The organism is Thermosynechococcus vestitus BP-1 (assembly GCF_000011345.1).
Classification (GTDB): Bacteria; Cyanobacteriota; Cyanobacteriia; order Thermosynechococcales; family Thermosynechococcaceae; genus Thermosynechococcus; species Thermosynechococcus vestitus.
In genome coordinates this window covers 1304074-1325191 of sequence record NC_004113.1, presented here as the reverse complement: position 1 = coordinate 1325191, position 21118 = coordinate 1304074, and the positions used below count along the sequence as shown (strand labels likewise).

The following is a 21118-nucleotide window of genomic DNA, read 5'->3' as shown; positions in this document are numbered from 1 at the left end:
TGAGGCTTCGCAATCAAGCTCCCATGGCGGGAAATAATTTGCAGTGAGAGATTATTTTCTGCGTGCCAAAGTTCTGTAAGCTCAGATAGGAAACCTCTGCGGGATCAACTTGTGCAGTTAGGAGGGTTGTGTGGATAACGTCATCGGCTTAGAGATCATTGAAGTTGTCGAGCAGGCGGCGATCGCCTCAGCGCGGTGGATGGGCAAAGGTGACAAAAACATGGCGGATCAGGCGGCCGTCGATGCCATGCGCAACCGCATGAATCAAATCCATATGCGTGGTCGCATTGTCATTGGTGAGGGGGAACGGGATGAAGCCCCAATGCTCTACATTGGTGAAGAAGTGGGCATTTGTACCCGTCCCGATGCTGCCCAATACTGTAACCCTGAAGAGCTCATTGAAATTGACATTGCCGTTGACCCCTGCGAAGGGACAAACCTTTGCGCCTACGGTCAACCAGGCTCGATGGCAGTGCTGGCCATTTCCGAAAAAGGGGGGTTATTTGCAGCTCCCGACTTTTATATGAAGAAATTGGCAGCACCCCCTGCTGCTAAGGGCAAAGTGGATATTCGCAACTCCGCAACAGAAAACCTGAAAATTCTCTCTGAATGCCTTGACCGTGCCATTGATGAATTGGTGGTGGTGGTCATGAAGCGCGATCGCCACAATGACTTAATTCAAGAAATCCGCGATGCGGGTGCCCGCGTTCAACTGATCTCCGATGGCGACGTCTCCGCAGCTCTGGCCTGTGCTTTCTCCGGTACCAACATTCATGCCCTCATGGGAATTGGCGCTGCGCCCGAAGGGGTGATTTCTGCTGCTGCCATGCGCGCCTTAGGTGGCCACTTCCAAGGGCAACTGGTCTATGATCCCGCTGTGGTCATGACCAAGGAATGGGCCAATCGCACCCGCGAAGGCAACCTTGAAGAGCTGAAAAAAGCGGGCATCACCGATCCCGATAAAGTGTATGAAGCGGAAGAATTGGCCTCTGGGGAAACGGTGCTCTTTGCTGCCTGTGGCATTACCCCCGGCATGCTCATGAAAGGGGTGCGTTTCTTCAAGGGAGGTGCCCGTACCCAATCTCTGGTTATTTCCACGCAGTCGAAGACAGCACGCTTTGTGGATACAATCCACATGTTCGATCAGCAGTTGAAGTCACTCCAGCTGTACTAAGGACCAACTGCGATCAAAGATAATGGACTCCCTCCCTGGGGGGGAGTTCTTTTGCACGAGTTCAGCCTGTGAAGTTCCATGCCTTTGAACCTCGCCACCACGATTACCCTGGCTCGGCTGTTGATCGTGCCTGTGATCCTAGGTTTGCTTTCCTTCAATAATGGGCCGGTCTACCGTTGGTGGGGGGTGGGTCTGTTTCTGGTGGCGGCCCTCACGGATTGGCTGGATGGCTACATTGCCCGCCGTTTTAACCAGGTGACGGATTTGGGCAAAGTGCTGGATCCCCTGGTGGATAAGCTGCTGGTTCTTGTGCCGCTTTTGCTCTGTATTGAGTGGGGAGAGGTGCCTGCATGGTCAGTGGCGTTGATCCTCTTTCGGGAACTAGGAATTGCCAGTTGGCGGGTTCAGCAATCTCACATTCAGGGGGCGAATCTTTGGGGGAAAGCCAAAACCGTTAGCCAGATTGTGGCCGTGGCGTTGCTGCTAGCTCCCTTACCTCCGACTTGGCAGGGGGGAATACTCATTGTTTATGGGGGAGCGATCGCCCTCACGCTGATTTCTGGAGCACTTTATCTTCGCGGTTGAGCGCCAATGCGCCCCGCCAGCACTTCCTGTAACTGCTGCGGATTCATGCGATCCACCCAATAGACTTGAAAGGTTGGCTGCGCCACTTGGCTAAGAAAGGTTTGACTCAAGAAGGGACGCAACTGCTCATTTTGTTGATTAAAGACCCCAAAGAAGGCTGCACTCACCCCCTTGAAAAAGGGCTGCGCCAACTGGGGATTGGGGCCAATAAGATCATTAGGTACTGGCAACACTCCCGCTGCGCTGACGCCCAGCGCCGAGAAATGGGTACCGGGAACGAGCATGGCAAGATACTTGGGCTCGGCCTGCAACCATGTAAAGGGCAAAATCTGCTCCTCCAGGGGTGGGGCAAAGACATCTTTGCTACTGGAAACAATGAGCACAGGCACCTTGATATTGGCCATACCCCGTTCGCCAATCAGCAGACTACTCACTGGATTGACGGCAATCACAGATTTGACCCGTGGATCCGCCAACGGAGAGGGCACATCGGCAAGACCAAGACTACGACATTGCAGAGGCACGGAGATATTAAAGATAAAAAGATCATTCGCTGCTGCTAAACAGCGCTGCTTGACAGCATTCCAGTCAACGGTCCCCCCCGCCGCGGCCAGTACCGTAAAGCCCCCCATTGAGTGACCAAAGAGACCAACATTCTTGGTGTCAATTTTCAGGGCAGGGTTTTTCTGAACCAAGGCGGCCACGGCATCCACCCCAAACTTCAAATCAAGGGGACGCTGGACCCAGTCCTTCGGCAAGTTCTCGTAGTCGAGGGGTACCCCTGAGAGGAAACTGCCAATCCGACTGGCATCGGAACCGGGGTGAGTGACTGCTAAGACCGCTAGTCCATAACTGGCCAAGTGCTCTGCCAAGTAGGCAAAGGTCCTGCGGTCTGAGGCTAAACCATGGGAAATGATAATCAGAGGCGCAGGTGCCGTGATTCCTATTGGGACATAGAGATCTGCGGGGATGGAGCCAGTAGTGCGATTGGGATTGGTAAATGCAATTGTTTGCTTTTGCCACTGGAAGGGCCCCTTTTGGTCAGGATAAAGACCACTGGCGGGCAGCGGCGTTTTGGGTTGGAGTTGCGCCAAGCGTTCGATAAAGTCTTGTGCCCGTTGTTCTTGATGAATTGCACGGGTAAAAGCGCCTACGGCCTTCAGACCCAACTCACCATTGACTCTAACACTCTTGCCGGGAAAGGCCTGTAGGACTGAGAGGAGGGTAATTCCTGAGGGAGAGCTGGCGGCGGTTGTCAGGGCTTCACCAAGGGCTTGGCCACCATTGACATCATTATCTGCACGAATAACTTGGCCGATACGCTCTAAAAAGCTTTGACCAATGGGACTTTTGACAAACTGGCTGACGGTGGTGGGTTCTAAGTTCATGCGGGTTGTGAGGCTCTCCCGCAGGTTGGGCCCTTGATCACTTGGGAGCAATTGAATTAAAAACCTTAGCTCTGGACTGGTATGACCTGTTTTGGCAAATGTGGCAAGGTCACTGACTTGAATGTTGAAGGTGCCGAAGGGGGGATAAATAAGGCTAATTTCCTCGGCAGCCAGTCCCGTCTGTCCCCAAAATGCGGCAGCCACACCTAAGAGGGAGAACCACTGCCATTTTTTCCCTGTGCGCGCGATCGCCATCCCTGAAACACCTTTACTGACTCATTAGCATTATCGTGGTTGGCAACGTTACCTACAACTCATTTTCAAGGACTGGCAGCTGGAGTGGCAAGTTCCGACTCTCTGAAAAGGGCTGCCGCTGTGGTATTGTGCTTTTGGGAAAAATGAAGGAATGCGCCCATGAGTGATGATGCAGTGAAGCAAATGAAGCAGGTCGTTGCCAAAGCTGCTGCCGATCGCGTGCAATCAGGAATGGTGGTGGGCTTGGGCACTGGCTCCACAACGGCCTTTGTTATTCAGTTTTTGGGCGATCGCCTGCGCAAGGGCGAACTGAGCAATATTGTCGGTGTACCCACCTCATTTCAAGCCTCTGTCCTTGCTAAAAAGTACGGCATTCCCTTGGTGACCCTCGATGATGTGGAGAAACTAGACATTGCCATTGATGGTGCTGATGAAGTGGACCCCGCCAAAAACCTGATCAAAGGGGGTGGGGCTGCCCATACCCGTGAAAAAATTGTTGATTCCCTAGCCGAGCAGTTCTTGGTGGTGGTAGACAGCAGCAAACTGGTGCAGAAATTGGGCTCCACCTTCCCTGTACCTGTGGAGGTCTTACCCTTTGCCGTGGCGCCGGTGACTCGTGCCCTGAAAGCGCTGGGGGGTGAGCCCGAACTGCGCATGGGCGTGAAAAAAGATGGCCCAGTGGTGACTGACCAAGGCAACTTCGTCCTGGATGTCAGATTTGATGATATTCCTGACCCCGCCGAACTGGAGAAAGCAATTAACAACATTCCCGGCGTTGTCGAAAATGGGCTCTTTGTCAACGTCGCCGACGTAATTCTCGTTGGGGAAATTGTGGATGGTCAACCCCAGGTTCGGGAAATTTTCCACTAGTTCTACTTTCCCGCAGGCAAGCAAGGGTATCTTGAGGATGGCGTCTCCTTGAGTGGATTGCAACCCCCTGTTGCGCGTGATTCCTTTTGAGGGCAGTGAAACTACACGACCAATAGTCAAAATCGCTTATACATCGGGAGACTCCAAAGGATTGAAGGCCAACATCAGACTTGAGGGAATTTTATATAGACCACATCAGCGCAAAAGGTGAGTGGGAATGGGACGATCGCCAGCGAGATATTGCGGTTAGAGGAGCCTCAGGTCTAGCCATCATTGCGCACACCAAAGGGCACATGGACCGAGGGAATGTCTCCTGCTGCCGATTCCAGGTGCGTCAGTTGATCGTCGAAGAAAATGTGCGGCTTGAGTTGCCGAAGAATCCGCACTTTCTCCATACCCCCTAGGAAAAAGGTTTCATCGGGCATGACCCCCCAACTGTTGAGGGTGGTCACCACCCGCTCACTGGCAAGGATGTTGCGTGCCGTTACAATCGCAATCCGTAATAGCCGCTGGTAATTTGCATCCTGCTGCTCTTTCGCCATTTCTAACTGTTGAAAGGCTGCCAGTTTCTTAAAAAGATCACTCAAGGGGCCTGGATTGTGGGGAATATCCGCCTTTTGCAGTTCATGGGCTTGAAATTGCTCGAGATCCCCTTGGCGAAAGACCGCTTCGGCCTCATCATCCGCCAGCACGCCATCAAAGTCAAAGGCAATGCGCAACTCGGCATCCTCTTCGTGATCGGTAATGGTGGAGGGAATGACCATGCCTGCGGGATAACCAGCCTCGATCGCCTGCTGCACATCCGTTGCATTTGCCGAAAGAAACAGAGACACATTAAAGGCAGGAATGTAGGGATGGGGAGATTTGCCGCCCAAAAATGCGGCGCGGGTAATGTTGAGGCCGTAGTGCTGAATTGAATAGAAGACCCGCTGACCCGTATCGGGATCGTTTCTGGAAAGGAGCACCACCTCCACTGGCTCCTGTTCTGGATAGGCACGGTTGAGATTCAAAAAGCGGCGGATAAAAGGAAACGCGACCCCCTTCGGCAAGACATCATATTTCCTTTCTCGCTGAAATTGGCGGTACTTTTCGGTACCCTCATTGCGAAAGACCTCATCCGCCTCCCCCAAATCAAAGAGGGCACTGGACGCCACCGCAATCACTAGTTTTTTTTCAATTGGGTATCCCATTGCAGCGTGTCCGATAGTGGGCTTGCAGGGCACTGCGCAGTTGAGCGATCGCCCCTGGCCAATCGCCCCGCTGGGGCTGCCGAATAAGCTCTGCCGAGGGATACCAAGGCGATCGCGATCGCCGCCAGAACCACCGCCAATCCGCCACAAAGGGCAGCAGGATCCACAGGGGCTTTCCGAGGGCACCCGCTAAGTGGGCAACGGCGGTGTCAATCGTCACCACAGCATCCAACTGCTGAATCAAAAGCGCCGTATCCAGAAAATCCCCCATGTAGGGCTGGCAGTCAATTACCCCCACCTGCCGTAGTTGTTCTGCCTCCGTTGGCGATCGCTCCTTTTGCAGGCTATACCATTGCACGTCAAATTCTTGCAGTAGGGGTAGGAAATACTCAAGGGGACAAGACCGCTGCACTGTGGTACGGGTTTGACTATGGCTGGCCCAAACCAGCCCAACCCGAGGTTTAGAGACCTTAAAGAGGGGGTGGGGTGGGCGGGTGGGCAAGGGGAAATAGGGCTTGAACTTGGGAAAGTGGTCTTGATCAATGCCCAAGTAGCGGGGCAGACTCAGCAGGGGGGTGTGGTAGTCAAAGGGGGGAGGAGTCTCCTCAGTGCTCATTACTTCAATCCCCGGCAGCGTTTGACAAAGACGCACCAAGGGTGGATAAGCCTCAAAAATGATCCGTTGGGCATGCTTGGCCATCAAGGGCAGGAGGCGCACAAATTGAATGCAATCTCTGAACCCCTGCTCACTATAGACAAAGAGGGTTTTCCCCTTTAGGGATTGACCTTGCCAGCGGGGTTGCGGATAGTTGCGTAATCCGCCAGTAGGTTGCTGCCAACGCCATTCATATTCCTGCCATCCCTCGCGGAACTGTTCCAGCATCAGGAGAACAAGGGCAAACTTCAGCCGTACGTCCTCTGCCTCAGGGTTAAGGGCAACCGCTTGGCGAAGGTAGGGGAGGGCAGCTTGGGGATCGCCGCTTTCCAAAAGGGCTGTGGCCAACCCTGCTTGGGCTGCACTATTGAGGGGGTCAAGACTAAGACAGCGTTGGTAGTAACCGATCGCCCCTGTCAGGTCTTCTTCCGCAAGGCAAATTTGACCCAGTTGCAACAGTGTCCGGAGATGCTTGTTATCCCGCAACAGTACTTCTTGGTAGCGATCGCGAGCGGCTGCCAGGTTGCCCTGTAAATGGAGGGCATAGCCCAGGTTGTAGTGGGCGACCAAGAGTTCAGGATTGGCACCTAGGGCAGCTTGAAAGTGTACCGTAGCGGCTGTATAGTTTTTCAGTTCTAAATAGGCACTGCCCAGATTGTTGTGGACATCCGCTTGACCCGGTTCAAGGTACAGTGACTGCTCATAGCAGGCAGTGGCTTCTGTGAGTTTGCCTTGGGCGTGCAGACAAAGTCCCAAGTTATACAGCGTCGTGGGCAAGTCGGGATTTAAGGAGAGGGCCTTTTGGTAGCAGGCGATCGCTCCCTCAGTGTCCCCCAAGTCCAGATAGGCATTTCCTAAGTTGCTATGGGCCTCCACCCAGTCCGGCTTGACTTCAAGGGCACGTTGGTAGTGGGGTACAGCCGCCGCCGGTTGCTGCAGCAGCGCATGGAGAACGACCGCCAGGCGATAATGGGAGGGCGCATGCCAGGGATCAAGGGCGATCGCCTGCTCGTAGGCTGTGCGGGCCTCAAGGGGCCGTGCCAGTTGTTCAGCAATTAACCCCAATAGATAGTAGGCCTCTGGCTGCGGCGTTTGTTCAATAACTTGTCGTGCACACTGCTGTGCTTTGCTCCAGTGCTGTTGTTGATACAGTTGCCAAGCCTTTTTTAGTAGCGAGGCTGTCCGCCACCCAAAGATACCCACGGCTATTGTGATGAGCAGTTATTCAAATAATAGGCAACAGCGGTGGCGATTGTAGAATTCCCGTTGAGATCTAAGGGGGTGGGGTCTTGGGGCGGCTGCGGTTCCATTCGCAAAAACTGCCAATAACCACCAAAAAATTCTTCATAGCTGAGGACTTGATGGTAGTGATGTGCCCGTAATCCGGCTACCAAAAGGGGGCCTTCCGCAAAATCATCACGACGAATCGTTGCCACCGGTACCCCTAAGCGGCAGGCCTCGGCATAGGTGCCATAGCCGGGCTTGGATACAACCCGACCACAGAGGGGCATCACATCCACCGGGCGCAGTTGACGGCCACAGAGCTTCAGTAGGTTTGGCATATCCTCCGGTGCAGCCCCATCAAAGGTGAGGAACTGCCAATCAGGAAAGTCCCTGAGTGCTTTGTAGGGAATGGCTTGCAGGCTCAAACCACCAAAGGTCAACAGAACCGTGCGCTCGCGGGGGGTACTCAGGCCAAGGCGCTGCCGCAACTCCTCTGGTTCAAAACGGGGTTTGGCTCCCGTCAGGCCCACCGCTTCTTTGTGGGGAAAGGCATTGAGGGGTTCAGCAAAGGGCAGTTGAAAGAGGCGATCGCAGCCGCTATAAAGATCACTTACCCAATCCGCAATCTCAACAAAGTCATCGCCAAAGGAGCGATAGATAAAATCCCAGCCAAAATTACTGGCCATCCAACAGGGCACCCCGGCTGCATGGGCGATCGCCACGGCTAAAGGGGGAATATCCGCTAGAACTAAGGCTGCCCGATTTTGCTGAATAAACTCTGCCTCGGCGCGGATGATCTCAGCGGCTGCCGCCTGAAGTTCCAAGAGCTTGCCACGGGTTGCCGCCAAATCCATGTGCAGACTGTCGGCTTGGACAACCCCCAGATCAAGGGCCCGGGGACGATGAATAAACTCCCCCTCCAGGTTAGTCTGCAACAACCAATAGGGAGCTGCCGTCACAATCAGGGGCAAGAGATCAGGCACTTGGCGGCGAATGGCATTCAGGAGCGCCGTTGTCCGCGCCACATGACCAAAGCCATGATTGGTGATTGCCACGTAGAGCGTCGGTCGAGCCACAGGATTGTTCTTGCCAAAACCGATGCAATCTTAACATTTGTAAAAACGCTCTATTGGTGTCCTCAGAATCTTTTTCCTTGTCTAGATAGGAACACCAGAGGGGCGTGTCTATAATAGATTTACTCTATTCTATTCAAATAAAGCATAAGATAGATTAATTGATGGTATTTATAAACTTGTGTTGATTTTTATGAAGATATGTAACACAATATTGACTAGGAGGCAGAGATAAACATAGCAACACGCTAGACGTTCAACATCTCTGAAGCATATGACCTACACCAGCGATACTCGTTTCACTCCCTCAACACTAGCCACAGCCGTTGAAGAGGTCACCACTCTGTTCAACTGCCTGAGCGTGGATGACAAACTAGGACTGCTGTGGTTCATCTACACTGAAACGGGTCGTTCAATTACAGCCGCCGCCCCCGGTACCGCTCGCCTACAGCTGGCGGAAGGGCTGCTTAATCAGGTCAAAGCCCTCAGTTTTGATGAGCAACTCCAATTCATGCGTGACTTGGTGGCCAATGTGGACACCCCTCTTACCCGTGCCTACGGTGTCTTTAGCCCCAACACCAAGCTCGGCTTCTGGTACCAACTGGCAGAACTGATGAAACAGGGGTTTGTGGTACCTGTGCCCCCCGGTTATACCCTTAGCCGCGATGCTAATCGCGTGTTTGAGGCCATCAAAGCCCTTGACTTTGGTCAACAGATTACCGTCCTGCGGAATGCAGTGGTCGCCATGGGTGTGGATCCCCTTGCCGTCTAGTTGAGATGCCATGGGTGACGCAAGGGAGCAACTCGCTCCCTTTTTTTCTCGATTCAAACCCCTGAGGAACTGCCAAAATGACTCATCTTGTTCAAGGGAGCCCCATTCCCACCATTGACGAACCGACGCTGATTGCCTATTTTGCTGCCCTCAATGATGAACGCTACGAGGATGTGGCGGGCCTGTTTGCTGAGGAGGGCGTTCTCTATCCACCCTTTGAAGAGCCCGTCATTGGCCGGCGGGCGATCGCCCATTATCTCCACCTGGAAGCCGTGGGTATGCGAGCAGAACCCCGCACAGGAGAACTCCTGACCACAGAAGGCACAGAACGTCGCTACCGCCTCGTGGGTAACGCTCAACTTCCCCTCTTTAGGGTCAATGTCGCTTGGCAATTTGGCCTCAACCCTGGGAATCAGATCACCTTTGTGAAAGTGGATTTGCTAGCAACCTTGGAGGAACTCCTCAACTATCAGCCTCTGCGTCAGCAGCGCTAGGGCCGCCGGAAAACACCGCGGACTCTAAGGCCTCTAGGCGATCGCGCAAATTGTGAAGAATGCCAGAATGACTCAGGCGTACCGCTGCCAACTGTTCCCGCAGGCGATCGTAGTTCTCGGGCAGTTGTTGGCGCAGATGAATCACTTCACGGCTAAGGGCATTGACCCGTCGCTCTAGATTCGCCACCCGTTCAGACAAATGATTCGGTTGGGTATAAAATTTGCAAACAATGTCAACAATTGCCGCCTCAGGACTAGCCAGTTGATGCTCCTGCTGATAGGCATACAGCCAACTGCGAACCTCTGGGGGTAAATGTTCCGTAATTGGCGACTCAGAATTCACGATTCCATCCTTTGGCAGACTGTATTTCTATTTTGTCGCTTTAGGGAAAGTCATGGGAGAGGATAGACGCTTGTGGTCAGGCAAGGCCACGGCTATTGAGCAACAACTTGGGAGACGTCAGCCAAAAGAGTTGACTATTACCAAGGGGATCAGTTTCCGGAATCTTTAAGCCAATGATGCCTGCCTTTTTGAGTTCGATGTGTCCCAAGGCTTTGCCACAGATGAGAAGTTCTGTCCAGTGGCTGAGATTGGGTTCATGACCCACCGCCATTAGGGCGCCCTCATGTTCTTGACGCCAGTGGCTGAGCCAACGGAGCCATTCTTGCAAGCTGCCACTGGGAGCTAGCAGGTCAGAAATGATCAGCTCGGGAGCAATCCCCACTTCAAGGAGAATTTCTGCCGTTTGCCGTGCCCGCACCAGTGGGGAGGCGAGAATGAGTTCTGCCTCAATGCCTAAATTGAGTAACCGCTGCGCAATCTGCTGGGTTTTCTTTTCGCCTTTGGCCGTTAGGGGGCGATCGCTCTCACTACCTGCAAACGTCTCCCGTTCGACCGCAATTCCGTGGCGGAAAAAAAAGACTGTTAGCTCCGTCATAAAGACCTAAAAGTTGACTACCGCCAGCAGTGCCTCACTCCGTACCGTGGAGGACATTGTTCTTCGGATTGACGAGGTGGAGGAGCTTCTGCTTAATCTGTGTATCGTAAACGCTCCACTTGAGTTTAGCGTATTCTGGATTCTCATTGAGCCCCGACAAAAAGCCCACGGGAATTTCAAAACCGCCGGCTTGGGAGCGACCCCCACCAAAGAAGCGCCCTTGACTATCCTTACCAAAGGCCTCTTTGATAAACTCATCGGGGTCAAGGGTAATTTTTGTTGTGCGCAGCGAGCCAATAATCAGTTCCACCTCTTCATCTTCGTCGTGGACAAGGCCATAGACAACGGCAGTGTGGACGTTCTCTTCGGTCACCAGAAAATCTGCTGCTTGGGGAATGGCATCGCGGTCTTCGTAGCGGATGTAGCCCACACCAGAAATGGAGAAATTGTTGTGAATAGAGCGGTTTTTCAGCGATCGCTCGATGACATCCATCACCTGCTTCGAGCGGTGGGACTGCAAAATGGTGTTCAGCAGTTGATAGTCAATGAAGCGACTCAGAAAGGCGGCTGCAAGAAAGTCCTCTTCTTTGGCTTGTTTGAGGCAATCGGTGTCGGAGCGCAGGCCATGCATCAGAGCCGTGGCACATTTCACATGGACCGGGTTGCTACTGTCGAGAGTGAGGAGCCCTGCTTGCAGGTATTGGGTAAAGATGGTGGCGGTGGCGCGGGTCGTTGGCCGAATATCTGTAAACTCGGCTTGAATCGTTTCTTGGAGACTGTGGTGATCAATGATGGCGATCGCTGGCAGCCCGGCCTCCTGCACCATTGGTAGCAATTGACTGGTGGTCCCTTGGTTGTCAATGAGGACATAGCCTTGGTAGCAGCTACAGTCCCGCTGATCTTTATTTTTAGCTCCCTGCACTGCCCAGCGGACAAGGGGCATCCCCGTCAGCCGCACGAGGGTAATATTCTCCTGATGGCTGAGGGCGCCGGCGTAGGCAATATCGCACTGAATCTCAAATTGCTCAGCAATCAGCTTATAGGTCCATGCCGAAGAGAGGGCATCAGGGTCAGGAAAATCTTGGAGAATAATCAAGTGACGCGTCCCACGATGGCGTTCTAGCATTTGCCGCAGTGCTTCGGCACGGGGGTCACTGAGGCGAACTTCCGCCTTCACCAACTCTGTTCTGCTCGTCTCCGATTTGACCAGTGCGTTACCATTCAGTTCAGAATGGGTGGAACCGAGGTCACTGGCAGCGGGGTCACTGACTTCAAGCGGATAGGGAGATTGCATAGTTGTTTCAGCGTTGGATAACAGGGTTGAACCCAATGGGAAACCCCCAGAAGATCATTGCCGTCACCATACCATCAACGACTCTATTTCGATCTTGGCAAATATTTTATCGTTTGGCATCCCCCCTTGGACAGCGGTTAGGGCAGTGGCGATCGCTCCATCCTTGGCCGCCTTTAGTCCTTACCCTGGCGATCGCCCTCTTTTTTGTAGGAACCCCCAGCAGCAAAGCGCAGCAGGTGTGGCGAGGCACCGAAGCAGTCACCCTACAGCAAGCCTATGGCGAGTGGCAGCGGCAGCACATCCTCTACCTCGGTGAAACCCATGACAGCGTTGCTGACCATGCGGCACAGTTGTTGATTTTGCAGGAATTGCAGCGGCGGCGCCCCCTGGCGATCGCCCTAGAAATGATTCAGCGTCCCTTTCAAGCCGCCCTGGATGCCTACATTCGCGGTGAAATTACAGAGATGGAATTGCTGGTGCAAACCCAATATGCCCAGCGCTGGGGCTTTCCTTGGTCACTGTATGCACCGATTTTTCGCTTTGCCAAGGAGCAGCAGATTCCCCTGATTGCCTTGAACACGCCCACCGAAGTCACTCGGCAAGTGGCACGCCAAGGCCTAGAGAGCCTAGGGGAAGAGGATTTTCGCTATATTCCGCCCCTGGCAGATATGGACTTGAGTAACACCGCCTATCGCGATCGCCTGCAGGAAATTTTTATGGCTGCCCATCAAGGGCTAAGCCACAGTATGAATTTTGAGTTCTTTTACCAAGCCCAAGTCCTTTGGGATGAAACAATGGCCAAAGTCATTGCTCAACATCATCAGCAGCATCCCGATCGCCTGATTGTGGTGCTGACGGGGCGGGGCCATGTTTATTTTGGCGATGGCATTCCCCAACGGGTACAGCGACGGCTCTCCCCCAACCTCCGCCAAGCAATTATCCTCCTCAATCCCACAGCAACCGAAAAAGCCAAACCCCACATTGCCGACTGGTTCTGGCAAAGCGATCCCCCCTAGCCTTTCCTAGTCAGCCAAGCCATGTTCAAGGGCAAAGCGCACGAGTTCTGTGCGGCTACTTGTACCTGTCTTCACAAAGAGGCGACTCACATACTTTTCAATATTGCGAACACTGGTATTCAGCTGGCTAGCAATTTCCTTATTCATTAGACCCTTGACCACCAGTTGGAGGACACTGGCTTCGCGGGGAGTCAGATCCAGTTGAATCGGGGGAGCAGTGGGATGGCGTTTCCCCTGTTGGACGAGCATTGCCCGCAGCTCAGCAATTTGTTGGGCTAGTTCCGCCAGATTAGGCTCGGCTTCATCGCGAGCAGCCGCTTGGCGCCGCAGCAGATTTTTAATAATGGCCACCAGTTCGTCGGGGTCAAAGGGTTTGGCGAGGTACGCATCACAGCCAGCATCATAGCCTTGGATGCGATCGCGCGTCATGCCTCGAGCGGTCAGGAAAATCACCGGAATATGACTGAGATGGGGCTGTTGGCGCACTGTTTCCAAAAAGGCATAGCCATCCATTTGCGGCATCATAATGTCGGTAATAATGACGTCCGGCACATGGGTTTCTAGATACTCTAGGGCGGCTTGAGCATTGGCCACCGCTGTCACCTCAAAGCCACTGTCCTCTAAGTAGGCGCTCACCGCTTCCCGCACCCCCGGTTCATCATCCACCAGCAGTAATTTTGCCGTCATTTGCCGTCTCCTGCACCAGGACTGAATTTACCTATGCTTTACCATATTGGCAGTATCTAGGCGGAATGATGAAATGGCGATTATTGCGCTGCGGGCGTGGTACCTACCGCAATATGAACCCCTCGACCAGATCGAGCAACGCCCCCACGATCTGCGGTTGAACAAAAGCAGCCTACTGAAAACGGCCTTGCGGGCTGACTTTCTCGATGACTTAGAAACAGTGCAGCGTTCGGAGTGGTTTCAGCGCTATCGCCTTGGCGAAACGGTGGAATTTTATATTGAGGGCAGTGGTAGCTATACGATCGCCAACATTGATGTTCTCAGTCATGAACAGGGGACATCAAAACCTTGATGAAGCAGCTTTCCCTCAGTCTCCGGCTCCGAAGAAAAGCAGGGGAACTTTATAACGTGGCCTCTCCCTGAGCGGATGGCACCCCCCATTCCGAGGGATTTCCTGACAGGGAGGTCAAGTTCTTTGCTCCAAAGCTACTGAAAACTCTCAAACCCTCTCCTAGAGGGATTCCAGGCGATTCTGTTGCAGAATCAACCGTTGGGGCACCTGAATAGATCTGCCGGCAGAGAAACGTTCCGATTGCACCCGTCCCTGGCCCCCTTGCTCTTTTGTGCTCTGGGGTTTGCCGTCCTTCAGTGGCCGTTCAAATTTCGCCAGGCGTCCTCGGCCACGCTGCCTGTTTTAAGGGTTTCAATCCCTGTGGCAAGGGTGGCTACTACCTAATCCGCGGGTCAGCCCACTTAAGGAGTAAATCTGCCAGTAGGTTGCCGACAATCAGCATCACTGCCCCCATCATCAGACTGGCCATGACCACATAAATGTCTTGAGCCGTCACTGCCTGTAAAATCAGGCGACCAAGACCCGGCCAGTTAAAGAAAAACTCGGCAATAAAGGCACCACTGAGGAGGTTGGCAAATTCAAACCCCAAGAGCGTGATCAGGGGGTTCACGGCATTGCGCAGGGCATGGACATAAATGACCCGTGATTCTGGCAGTCCCTTGGCGCGGGCGGTTTGGATGTAGTTTTGGCGCAGCACATCCAGTAAATTTCCCCGCATGAGTCGCTGGAGGCCGGCAAAGCTCGTGAGGGTGAGGGCCACACTCGGCAAAATCAGGTGCCAGCCAATGTCGAGGATTTTGCCCCACCAGGGAAGATCATCGTAAAACAGGCTGGTCATCCCCCCCACTGGAAACAAGGGGGTACTTTGGGCAAGAAAGAGCAGCAGAAGGGCGGTAATGAAGCTAGGAAACCCCTGGCCAATGTAGCTGATGACCCGCAGCAGGCGATCGCTCCAACGATCCTGGGTTACCGCTGCCCAAATCCCTAAAGGAATGGCTAAGCCCCAGGTCAGCAGAATCGAACTCAAGGAGAGGAGAAGGGTGGCAGGTACTCGCTCCCACAATAGGGAGGCCACCGATCGCTGATAAACAAAACTGGTACCAAAGTTGCCGTAGCGAATCATCTGCCACAGCCAGCGAAAGTATTGCTCTACAGGTGACTTGTCGAGGCCAAATTGCCGCTCCAGCTCCTGCAAACGTTCCAAAGAAATCTGCGGATCTGCCTTAAGATTGTCGAGATAGTTCCCCGGTGCCAGTTGCATAATGGCAAAACTGAGCGCCGAGGCCAATAGCAGCGTGATCAGGGCCTCCCCCAAGCGGCGCAAAATCAGGCGGCTCGTTTCGTTCCCAAGGCCTTGGCCAATGGATTTGAGCATGGCTTATTTGGAGGCCAGCACGGCATCAATGGCCGCTTTCAATTCAGCTTCACTCAGCTGGGTGATAACAAAAACTTCCTGCACGGTTTTGCCGCGGCGGGCAATCACCTTAAACCCGCCTTTGATGGGCACCGAAACCCGTAGATGCAGATGGGGGGATTTACCTTTGACAGGAGCAATGACGCCGGGCGTCAGTGTACTAATTCCCGCCACCTTGGCTAATTTTTCCAAGACGGGAATCAGGCCTTCGATGTGAGTAGAGTGATTCAGGACAACCCGACCTGTTGTTGCTGCCATTGCTAAGGTAACCACCGTGCTTGCAAGCCGGGTGCCAAAGGTTCTGGCATCCCAACGACAATTTTATCTTGATCTAATTTTAGGGGGAGAAGCCAAATTTGATGCTCTTGGGCAGGCAGTTGACGCGGTGGCAGGGGTGATCCTGGGGGAGCAGGGGGGAGTTCTACCAGATCACGGGGACTGGGGGTGACTGGCGCAGTTTCGCTATACAGATCGCCATGATCGACCTCAGCAGGAATTTCGCGGCCCTCAACAGCGTCAATGGCTAATGTACGGCCATCGGGTGCCAAGCTCAGGTATAGCTCCTGCTGCGGGTCAAAATCCTTGAGCTTGAACAGTTCCTTAGTTTTCAGATCAAGGAGCGCAAGATAGGGAACTTCGCGGTAATTGCCTTCCCCTTCGATGCGGGTGAGAATGACATAGAGAAATTGACCGCTGGGGTCAAATTGACCGGCAATGATTGACCCGTTGATGGTCAGCACCTCCCTATGCTCGCCAAAAATGTCTACTACATAGAGCGATCGCGAGAAGTTGGGGTTAAACTTCACTGCGGCCACCTGTCGCCCATCGCGGCTAAAATCCAGCACCATGCCATACTGGGGCAAAAAGTCAAAGTTACTCTCACCATTGGTGGCTTCTAGGGGCACAATGGCCAATCCCTGCCCTTGGGCAATGATTAAATGCTGGTTGTCCGGCGCAATGCGAAACTCACCGGCCGCAGCTTGGTTGAGGCGGCGGGGCTGAAAATTTTCATCGAGGAGCCACAGGGAGCTATCCGCAGGTTGGAGACGATTCACCCGCTGCACCACGATTTTGCTGCCATCATTGGCCAACTGAAAGCGTAGATTTTGGTACTCGCTGTTATCGAGAATCAGGGAAATTTCGCCCGCAGGGTGGGCTTGACGGCGGGGGGTATCGGGGGCATTGAAGTATAGGCCGGTGGTGACGATGTACAGTTGAGGGTCAAAGCCCATTTGCTCGCCCCGTTCCCCCGCACTAAAGAGAATGCGATCGCCGGCAGGATAGGGCTGAAAATCAAACACCCGCAGATTGGGGGGAGTGAGGAATATCTTTTGTTGCAGTGTCAGGTTATAGAGGATAAGGCGGCCCTCTTCGGCACCAGAGCCAAGGTAGACCAGGACGCGATCGCGACTGCGAAACTGCCCCTGAAAGGGTTTGATCGGTTTCCCTTGGGGCACAGAAACGGCATCCTCTAGGGAGACTTTGAAGGTTTGACCGTAGGGAATCGGCTGCGTCAGCGTGTAGGCAAAACGGCGCCCTGACCAACTGGCCTTGCCCTCAAGGGCTGGCTCAATCCTGAGATGTGTTGCCACCGAGGACCAATCCATCAGCCGATTAAAGGAAAGAATAAAGGCGCGATCGCTGGCGCCCACATCGCGGTTTTGCCATGAAAACTCCCGCACTTGGGCCTGGGTGCGATCGCCCCCCCATACCAGCAAAAGGGTCAGCACCAGCGCCACAAGGAACACACTCCAAGCAGCGCGATCAAGGGGCTGAGGAAAGAAGTGAAAACGCATCAGCAGGAACAATCACACCGCAACAGGCGTACTATACCAGATGGCTTCAATTTCCTGGATGATTCCCATTGCTGCCGCTGGGTCCTCCAAAAGAACGGTGATATGCCCCAACTTGCGACCGGCATAGGTTTGACTTTTACCATACCAGTGCAGGTTCGCGTGGGGGAGAGCCGCCAAGGCCTGACATTTTGCTCCATAGTCAACCTGCGGCTCGGCTAAGCCAAGGAGATTGACCATGACGGCTGCGCTTACCCGCATGTCAGGACTGCCTAAGGGCTGGCCACTAATGGCGCGCAAATGCTGCTGAAATTGACTCGTGACACAGGCATCAATGGTGTAGTGTCCGGAATTATGGGTGCGGGGGGCAATTTCATTCACCAGTACTTCCCCCGTGGCCGTGAGGAAAAACTCAATGCCAAAGATACCTACGCCATCAAGGGCCGTCAGGATTTGGCGGGCCATCTGCTGAATTTGCTCACTGACTTGGGGGGCAATAGGGGCAGGGGCCATCACCCAGCGACAGATGGCAGCCACCTGCTGCGTTTCCACCACCGGATAAAGGGCAATCTCCCCTTGGGGCGATCGCGCTGCCATGATTGCCAGTTCTTTGACATAGGGCACAAAGGCTTCCACCAAAAACCCTTGGGGCGGAATTTCTGGCCAGCGTTGCTGAAACTGCTGCCAGGCCTGCTCATCGGTAATGACAAACGTCCCTTGGCCGTCGTAGCCATGGCGACAGGCTTTAATCACACAGGGAAAGCTGGGGGGGCGATCCCCCAAATAGGTGAACGCTGGTACAGGAATCCCCAGGGCCTGTAAGAAGCGCCGCTGCTGGTATTTGTTCAGGAGGGGAGCCAAAGTAGCCAAGCGAGGATAAAAACAAACTCCCTGCTGCTCAAGGTGCTGGAGTCGCTCCAGATCAACAAACTCATTCTCAAAGGTAATCACATCAACGTGCTCAGCCAGTTGGGCTGTGGTCGCCCCATCGGCGATCGCCCCATAGCACACGCCATCGGCAACCGCGACGGCGGGATCCGTTGCTGCAGGGGTTTGTACCCACAGGGAAAGTCCCATTTCCTTGGCCGCCAGGGCCAGCATCCAAGCCAACTGGCCACCACCAATGACACCAATCCGCGTTATTTTATCCACTATGTCCAACGATTTCCGCAATAGACTCAACGGAAACTATTGTCCTACGTCAATGTTCCCTCAAGGCCACTCCTAGAGAGTGAGCTGCACAAACCAAACACTGGGATCATCGCCGGCAGTCAACTCAAAGTTCAGTTTGCGGCAAATACGGATCATCCCCTCGTTGTCCTTGAGAACATAGGCGTGGATTGCCCTCAGCTCTTCATCGCGGCCAATTTGAATCAACCGCTGCAGTAATTCAGTGCCAAGGCCTTGCCGCTGCCAGCGATCGCTAATCAACAGCGAAAACTCCGCCGTGGGACTAAAGTGCTCCTTGCTAAGGCGGCCAACGCCAATAATTTCAGTCCCCTCGGCCCCTTGGTGTTCTGCCACAAGGGCCATCTCGCGATCGTAGTCCACAAAACAGATGCGCACCAGGCGATCGTGGGCAACCCGCTGCGACAACTTCATCAGGTGGAAATAGCGCAAATAGACACTCTGCTCCGAGAGGGTGGCATGGTACTGGCGCATTAGGGGTTCATCCTCTGGCCGAATGGGGCGAATCAGCACTGGCGTACCATCGCGCAACTGCCACGGCCTGACGTATTGGCTGGGATAGGGACGAATGGCAGGCTTAACAAACATGCTTTCGTCTTGGTGGAGCACAATGCGGGCATCTAGGACCAGTAGGCGATCGGGGGGTGCCACCAGCAGGGGATTGATGTCAATTTCTTTGATCCATGGTTGCTCCACCACCAGCAGACTAAAGCGTACGAGCAGATCCTCAAGCAGGGCAAGGTTAAGGGCTGGCCAGCCCCGCACGCCGGCAAAGGCACGGGAGATTTTGGTTTGCTGAATGAGGCGCCGCGCTAGGGTGGTGTTCAAGGGGGGCAGGGCGATGGCGGTATCCTCCAAGACTTCCACCAACTGTCCGCCTGTGCCAAAGAGAATCACTGGGCCAAATTGAGCATCGGTGGAACTGCCCACAATGAGCTCAAACCCTTTCCATGGAATCATCGGCTGCACAGTGACGCCAGCAAAATGACCCGCCCCCACAGCAGTGGTGACATTTTGCTCAATTTGTTGGTAGGCAGTGATCACCGCAGCGGCATCGGGAAGATTGAGGGCAACACCTCCAACATCAGTTTTGTGGGTAATGGTTGGTGAATAGAGCTTGAGAACCACGGGATACCCGAGGCGATCGGCAGCAGCCACTGCCTCTGCTTCACTGCGGGCAATACAGGTTTCCACTACTGGTAGGCCATAGGCAGCAAGAACAGTCTTGGCTTCCCACTCCGTTAACAGGGTACGTCCCTCGCTACGCACTTGCTCAAATAGTTGACTGACAGAATCTCGATTCGGGGGGGTAATGGTTAAGGGCAAAGTGGGTGTTTGGTACAGTGCCTGCAAGTGGTCGCTATAGCGCCACATATAGCTAAAGATGCGGGCGGCGGTATCGGCATAGCCATAGGTGGGAATGCCCGCTTGGTTGAGAAGGGCTTCCCCTGGTTTTACTGTGCTGCCCCCCATCCAACTGGCCAGAATTGGCTTGGCACCACTGGGACGGTTTTGGGCATAGGTGGCGAGATCTTGGGCGATCGCCAGGGGATCCGTCATGGCTTGGGGCGTCAGCACCACTAGGAGGCCATCACTGTTGGCATCCCTTTCACAGTGCTGCAGTGCCTTGAGGTAGCGATCGGCGGTTGCATCCCCCAAAATATCCACGGGATTGCCGTGGCTCCAGGCGGGGGGAAGCACTTGATTCAGTGCCTGTAGGGTCTCTGCGGAAAGAGAACTCAGTTTGCCACCGGCACGAATCAGCGCATCAGTAGCCAAGACCCCTGGGCCGCCCGCATTGGTGAGAATCGTTAGATGGGGGCCTTTGGGACGCGCTTGCTTGTCCAAGACCTCTGCCATGTCAAACAAATCTTCAATGGTTTCCACCCGCAGCACCCCACAGCGTTCTAGGGCTGCATCCACCACTGCATCGGATCCCATCAATGCCCCTGTATGGGAAGCGGCGGCCTGGGCAGCAGCAGCCGTGCGTCCGGCTTTGATGACAATGATGGGCTTGATATAGGCCACTTCCCGCGCCGCTGAGAGGAAGGATCGCGCGTTCCCCAAAGATTCCATATAGATGACAATGCAGCGGGTTTGCGGATCATCGCCTAGGTAATAGATGAGGTCACCCCAGCCCACATCTAGCATCGTGCCAATGGAGACGAAGGCACTAAAGCCGACATTCTCCTGCAAACTCCAGTCCAAAATTGAGGTACACAGGGCGCCACTTTGACTGAGAAAGCCAACATGTCCCGATCGCGCCATTGTGGCGGCAAAGGTGGCATTCAAACCCGTGGGCGGACACATCACCCCTAGACAATTGGGGCCAATAATGCGCAGCCGCGCCTGACGGGCAATGGTTAAAATCTCTTCTTCAAGAGCCAGTCCCGCTGCCCCTACTTCGCGAAACCCGGCTGAAACAATAATGGCTCCTTTGACGCCTGCTGCGGCACACTCGGCAACCACCGCTGGCACTGTAGCCGCAGGGGTGGCAATGACTGCGAGATCAACCGCTTCTGGGATAGCCGTCACACTGGCATAGGCCTTGATGCCCAACACAGAACTGCGGCGTGGGTTAACGGGAAAGACGGTGCCGCCGAAGGGGCTTTGAATCAAATTCCACAGCAGGGTGCGGCCAACACTACCTTCTTTTTCGCTGGCACCGATGACCGCAACGCGTTTGGGGGCAAAGAGGGGACGCAGGGGCTGGTGACCGGCGCGCCAAATGTCGTAGGCCGTGGTTCGGGTCATGT

Annotated in this window: 19 protein-coding genes and 1 pseudogene; 7 read left to right on the top strand and 13 right to left on the bottom strand. The window is 54.2% G+C overall.

Annotated features, from left to right (window positions below; translation table 11 throughout):
* Nucleotides 1–130: 130 nt before the first annotated feature.
* The gene (gene glpX / locus TLL_RS06445) at nt 131–1174 is read left to right on the top strand and encodes a class II fructose-bisphosphatase (protein ID WP_011057116.1); all 1044 of its coding nucleotides are present in this window, start codon (nt 131–133) and stop codon (nt 1172–1174) included.
* A 78-nt stretch (nt 1175–1252) separates the two neighbouring features.
* Nucleotides 1253–1759 (top strand): CDP-diacylglycerol--glycerol-3-phosphate 3-phosphatidyltransferase, encoded by a 507-nt coding sequence (pgsA, locus tag TLL_RS06440; protein WP_011057115.1) that lies wholly within the window; start codon nt 1253–1255, stop codon nt 1757–1759.
* Here pgsA and TLL_RS06435 read toward each other — a convergent pair.
* Nucleotides 1744–3402: an alpha/beta hydrolase gene (locus TLL_RS06435; RefSeq protein ID WP_011057114.1), complete on the bottom strand. Its 1659-nt coding sequence runs from the start codon at nt 3400–3402 to the stop codon at nt 1744–1746. The two genes, pgsA and TLL_RS06435, sit on opposite strands and share 16 nt — an antisense overlap.
* A 159-nt stretch (nt 3403–3561) precedes the next feature.
* Here TLL_RS06435 and rpiA point away from each other — a divergent pair, with 159 nt between their 5' ends.
* A complete protein-coding gene (gene rpiA / locus TLL_RS06430; protein ID WP_011057113.1) occupies nt 3562–4272 on the top strand; it encodes a ribose-5-phosphate isomerase RpiA in 711 nt (236 codons plus the stop codon).
* 263 nt (nt 4273–4535) lie between these two features.
* Here the strand turns inward: rpiA and TLL_RS06425 are convergent, their stop codons facing one another.
* From TLL_RS06425 to TLL_RS06415, 3 genes are read right to left on the bottom strand one after another with little or no spacing between them, the layout of a single operon-like run.
* Nucleotides 4536–5462: a 5'-nucleotidase gene (locus TLL_RS06425; protein WP_164920843.1), complete on the bottom strand. Its 927-nt coding sequence runs from the start codon at nt 5460–5462 to the stop codon at nt 4536–4538.
* A complete protein-coding gene (locus TLL_RS06420) occupies nt 5446–7320 on the bottom strand; it encodes a tetratricopeptide repeat protein (RefSeq protein WP_011057111.1) in 1875 nt (624 codons plus the stop codon). Before TLL_RS06420 ends, TLL_RS06425 begins: the two co-directional genes overlap by 17 nt.
* A 2-nt stretch (nt 7321–7322) precedes the next feature.
* A complete protein-coding gene (locus TLL_RS06415) occupies nt 7323–8417 on the bottom strand; it encodes a hypothetical protein (protein WP_011057110.1) in 1095 nt (364 codons plus the stop codon).
* Nucleotides 8418–8688: 271 nt separating this feature from the next.
* Here TLL_RS06415 and TLL_RS06410 point away from each other — a divergent pair, with 271 nt between their 5' ends.
* Both TLL_RS06410 and TLL_RS06405 read left to right on the top strand, forming a co-directional pair.
* Complete coding sequence (locus TLL_RS06410) at nt 8689–9186, top strand: orange carotenoid protein N-terminal domain-containing protein (RefSeq protein ID WP_011057109.1); 498 nt, start codon at nt 8689–8691, stop codon at nt 9184–9186.
* A 77-nt stretch (nt 9187–9263) separates the two neighbouring features.
* Nucleotides 9264–9680, top strand: coding sequence for a nuclear transport factor 2 family protein (locus TLL_RS06405; RefSeq protein ID WP_011057108.1), 417 nt, complete (start codon nt 9264–9266; stop codon nt 9678–9680).
* On the opposite strand, the gene TLL_RS06400 is transcribed toward TLL_RS06405, so the two are convergent.
* From TLL_RS06400 to TLL_RS06390, 3 genes are all read right to left on the bottom strand, one after another.
* Nucleotides 9649–10023: a hypothetical protein gene (locus TLL_RS06400; RefSeq protein ID WP_011057107.1), complete on the bottom strand. Its 375-nt coding sequence runs from the start codon at nt 10021–10023 to the stop codon at nt 9649–9651. The genes TLL_RS06405 and TLL_RS06400 overlap by 32 nt on opposite strands.
* Before the next feature lie 76 nt (nt 10024–10099).
* Complete coding sequence (gene sixA / locus TLL_RS06395; protein ID WP_011057106.1) at nt 10100–10618, bottom strand: phosphohistidine phosphatase SixA; 519 nt, start codon at nt 10616–10618, stop codon at nt 10100–10102.
* A gap of 34 nt (nt 10619–10652) precedes the next feature.
* The gene (locus tag TLL_RS06390) at nt 10653–11912 is read right to left on the bottom strand and encodes a DHH family phosphoesterase (RefSeq protein WP_011057105.1); all 1260 of its coding nucleotides are present in this window, start codon (nt 11910–11912) and stop codon (nt 10653–10655) included.
* Nucleotides 11913–12025: 113 nt separating this feature from the next.
* Here TLL_RS06390 and TLL_RS06385 point away from each other — a divergent pair, with 113 nt between their 5' ends.
* Nucleotides 12026–12928 (top strand): ChaN family lipoprotein, encoded by a 903-nt coding sequence (locus TLL_RS06385; RefSeq protein WP_231833736.1) that lies wholly within the window; start codon nt 12026–12028, stop codon nt 12926–12928.
* Between the two features lie 6 nt (nt 12929–12934).
* On the opposite strand, the gene TLL_RS06380 is transcribed toward TLL_RS06385, so the two are convergent.
* Nucleotides 12935–13615, bottom strand: coding sequence for a response regulator transcription factor (locus TLL_RS06380; protein WP_011057103.1), 681 nt, complete (start codon nt 13613–13615; stop codon nt 12935–12937).
* Between the two features lie 73 nt (nt 13616–13688).
* Between TLL_RS06380 and TLL_RS06375 the strand changes: the two are divergent.
* A pseudogene (locus TLL_RS06375) lies at nt 13689–13946 on the top strand (hypothetical protein); the annotation flags it as partial.
* Between the two features lie 397 nt (nt 13947–14343).
* Here TLL_RS06375 and TLL_RS06370 read toward each other — a convergent pair.
* From TLL_RS06370 to TLL_RS06350, 5 genes are all read right to left on the bottom strand, one after another.
* Nucleotides 14344–15342 (bottom strand): ABC transporter permease, encoded by a 999-nt coding sequence (locus TLL_RS06370; protein ID WP_011057101.1) that lies wholly within the window; start codon nt 15340–15342, stop codon nt 14344–14346.
* Nucleotides 15343–15345: 3 nt separating this feature from the next.
* Nucleotides 15346–15639, bottom strand: coding sequence for a DUF2103 domain-containing protein (locus TLL_RS06365; RefSeq protein WP_164920842.1), 294 nt, complete (start codon nt 15637–15639; stop codon nt 15346–15348).
* A 2-nt stretch (nt 15640–15641) separates the two neighbouring features.
* The gene (locus TLL_RS06360; RefSeq protein ID WP_011057099.1) at nt 15642–17177 is read right to left on the bottom strand and encodes a hypothetical protein; all 1536 of its coding nucleotides are present in this window, start codon (nt 17175–17177) and stop codon (nt 15642–15644) included.
* A 12-nt stretch (nt 17178–17189) separates the two neighbouring features.
* Nucleotides 17190–18326, bottom strand: a complete 1137-nt coding sequence (locus TLL_RS06355; RefSeq protein ID WP_011057098.1) for a 5-(carboxyamino)imidazole ribonucleotide synthase — start codon at nt 18324–18326, stop codon at nt 17190–17192.
* A gap of 72 nt (nt 18327–18398) precedes the next feature.
* Nucleotides 18399–21116 (bottom strand): bifunctional acetate--CoA ligase family protein/GNAT family N-acetyltransferase, encoded by a 2718-nt coding sequence (locus TLL_RS06350; protein WP_011057097.1) that lies wholly within the window; start codon nt 21114–21116, stop codon nt 18399–18401.
* Nucleotides 21117–21118: the final 2 nt, after the last annotated feature.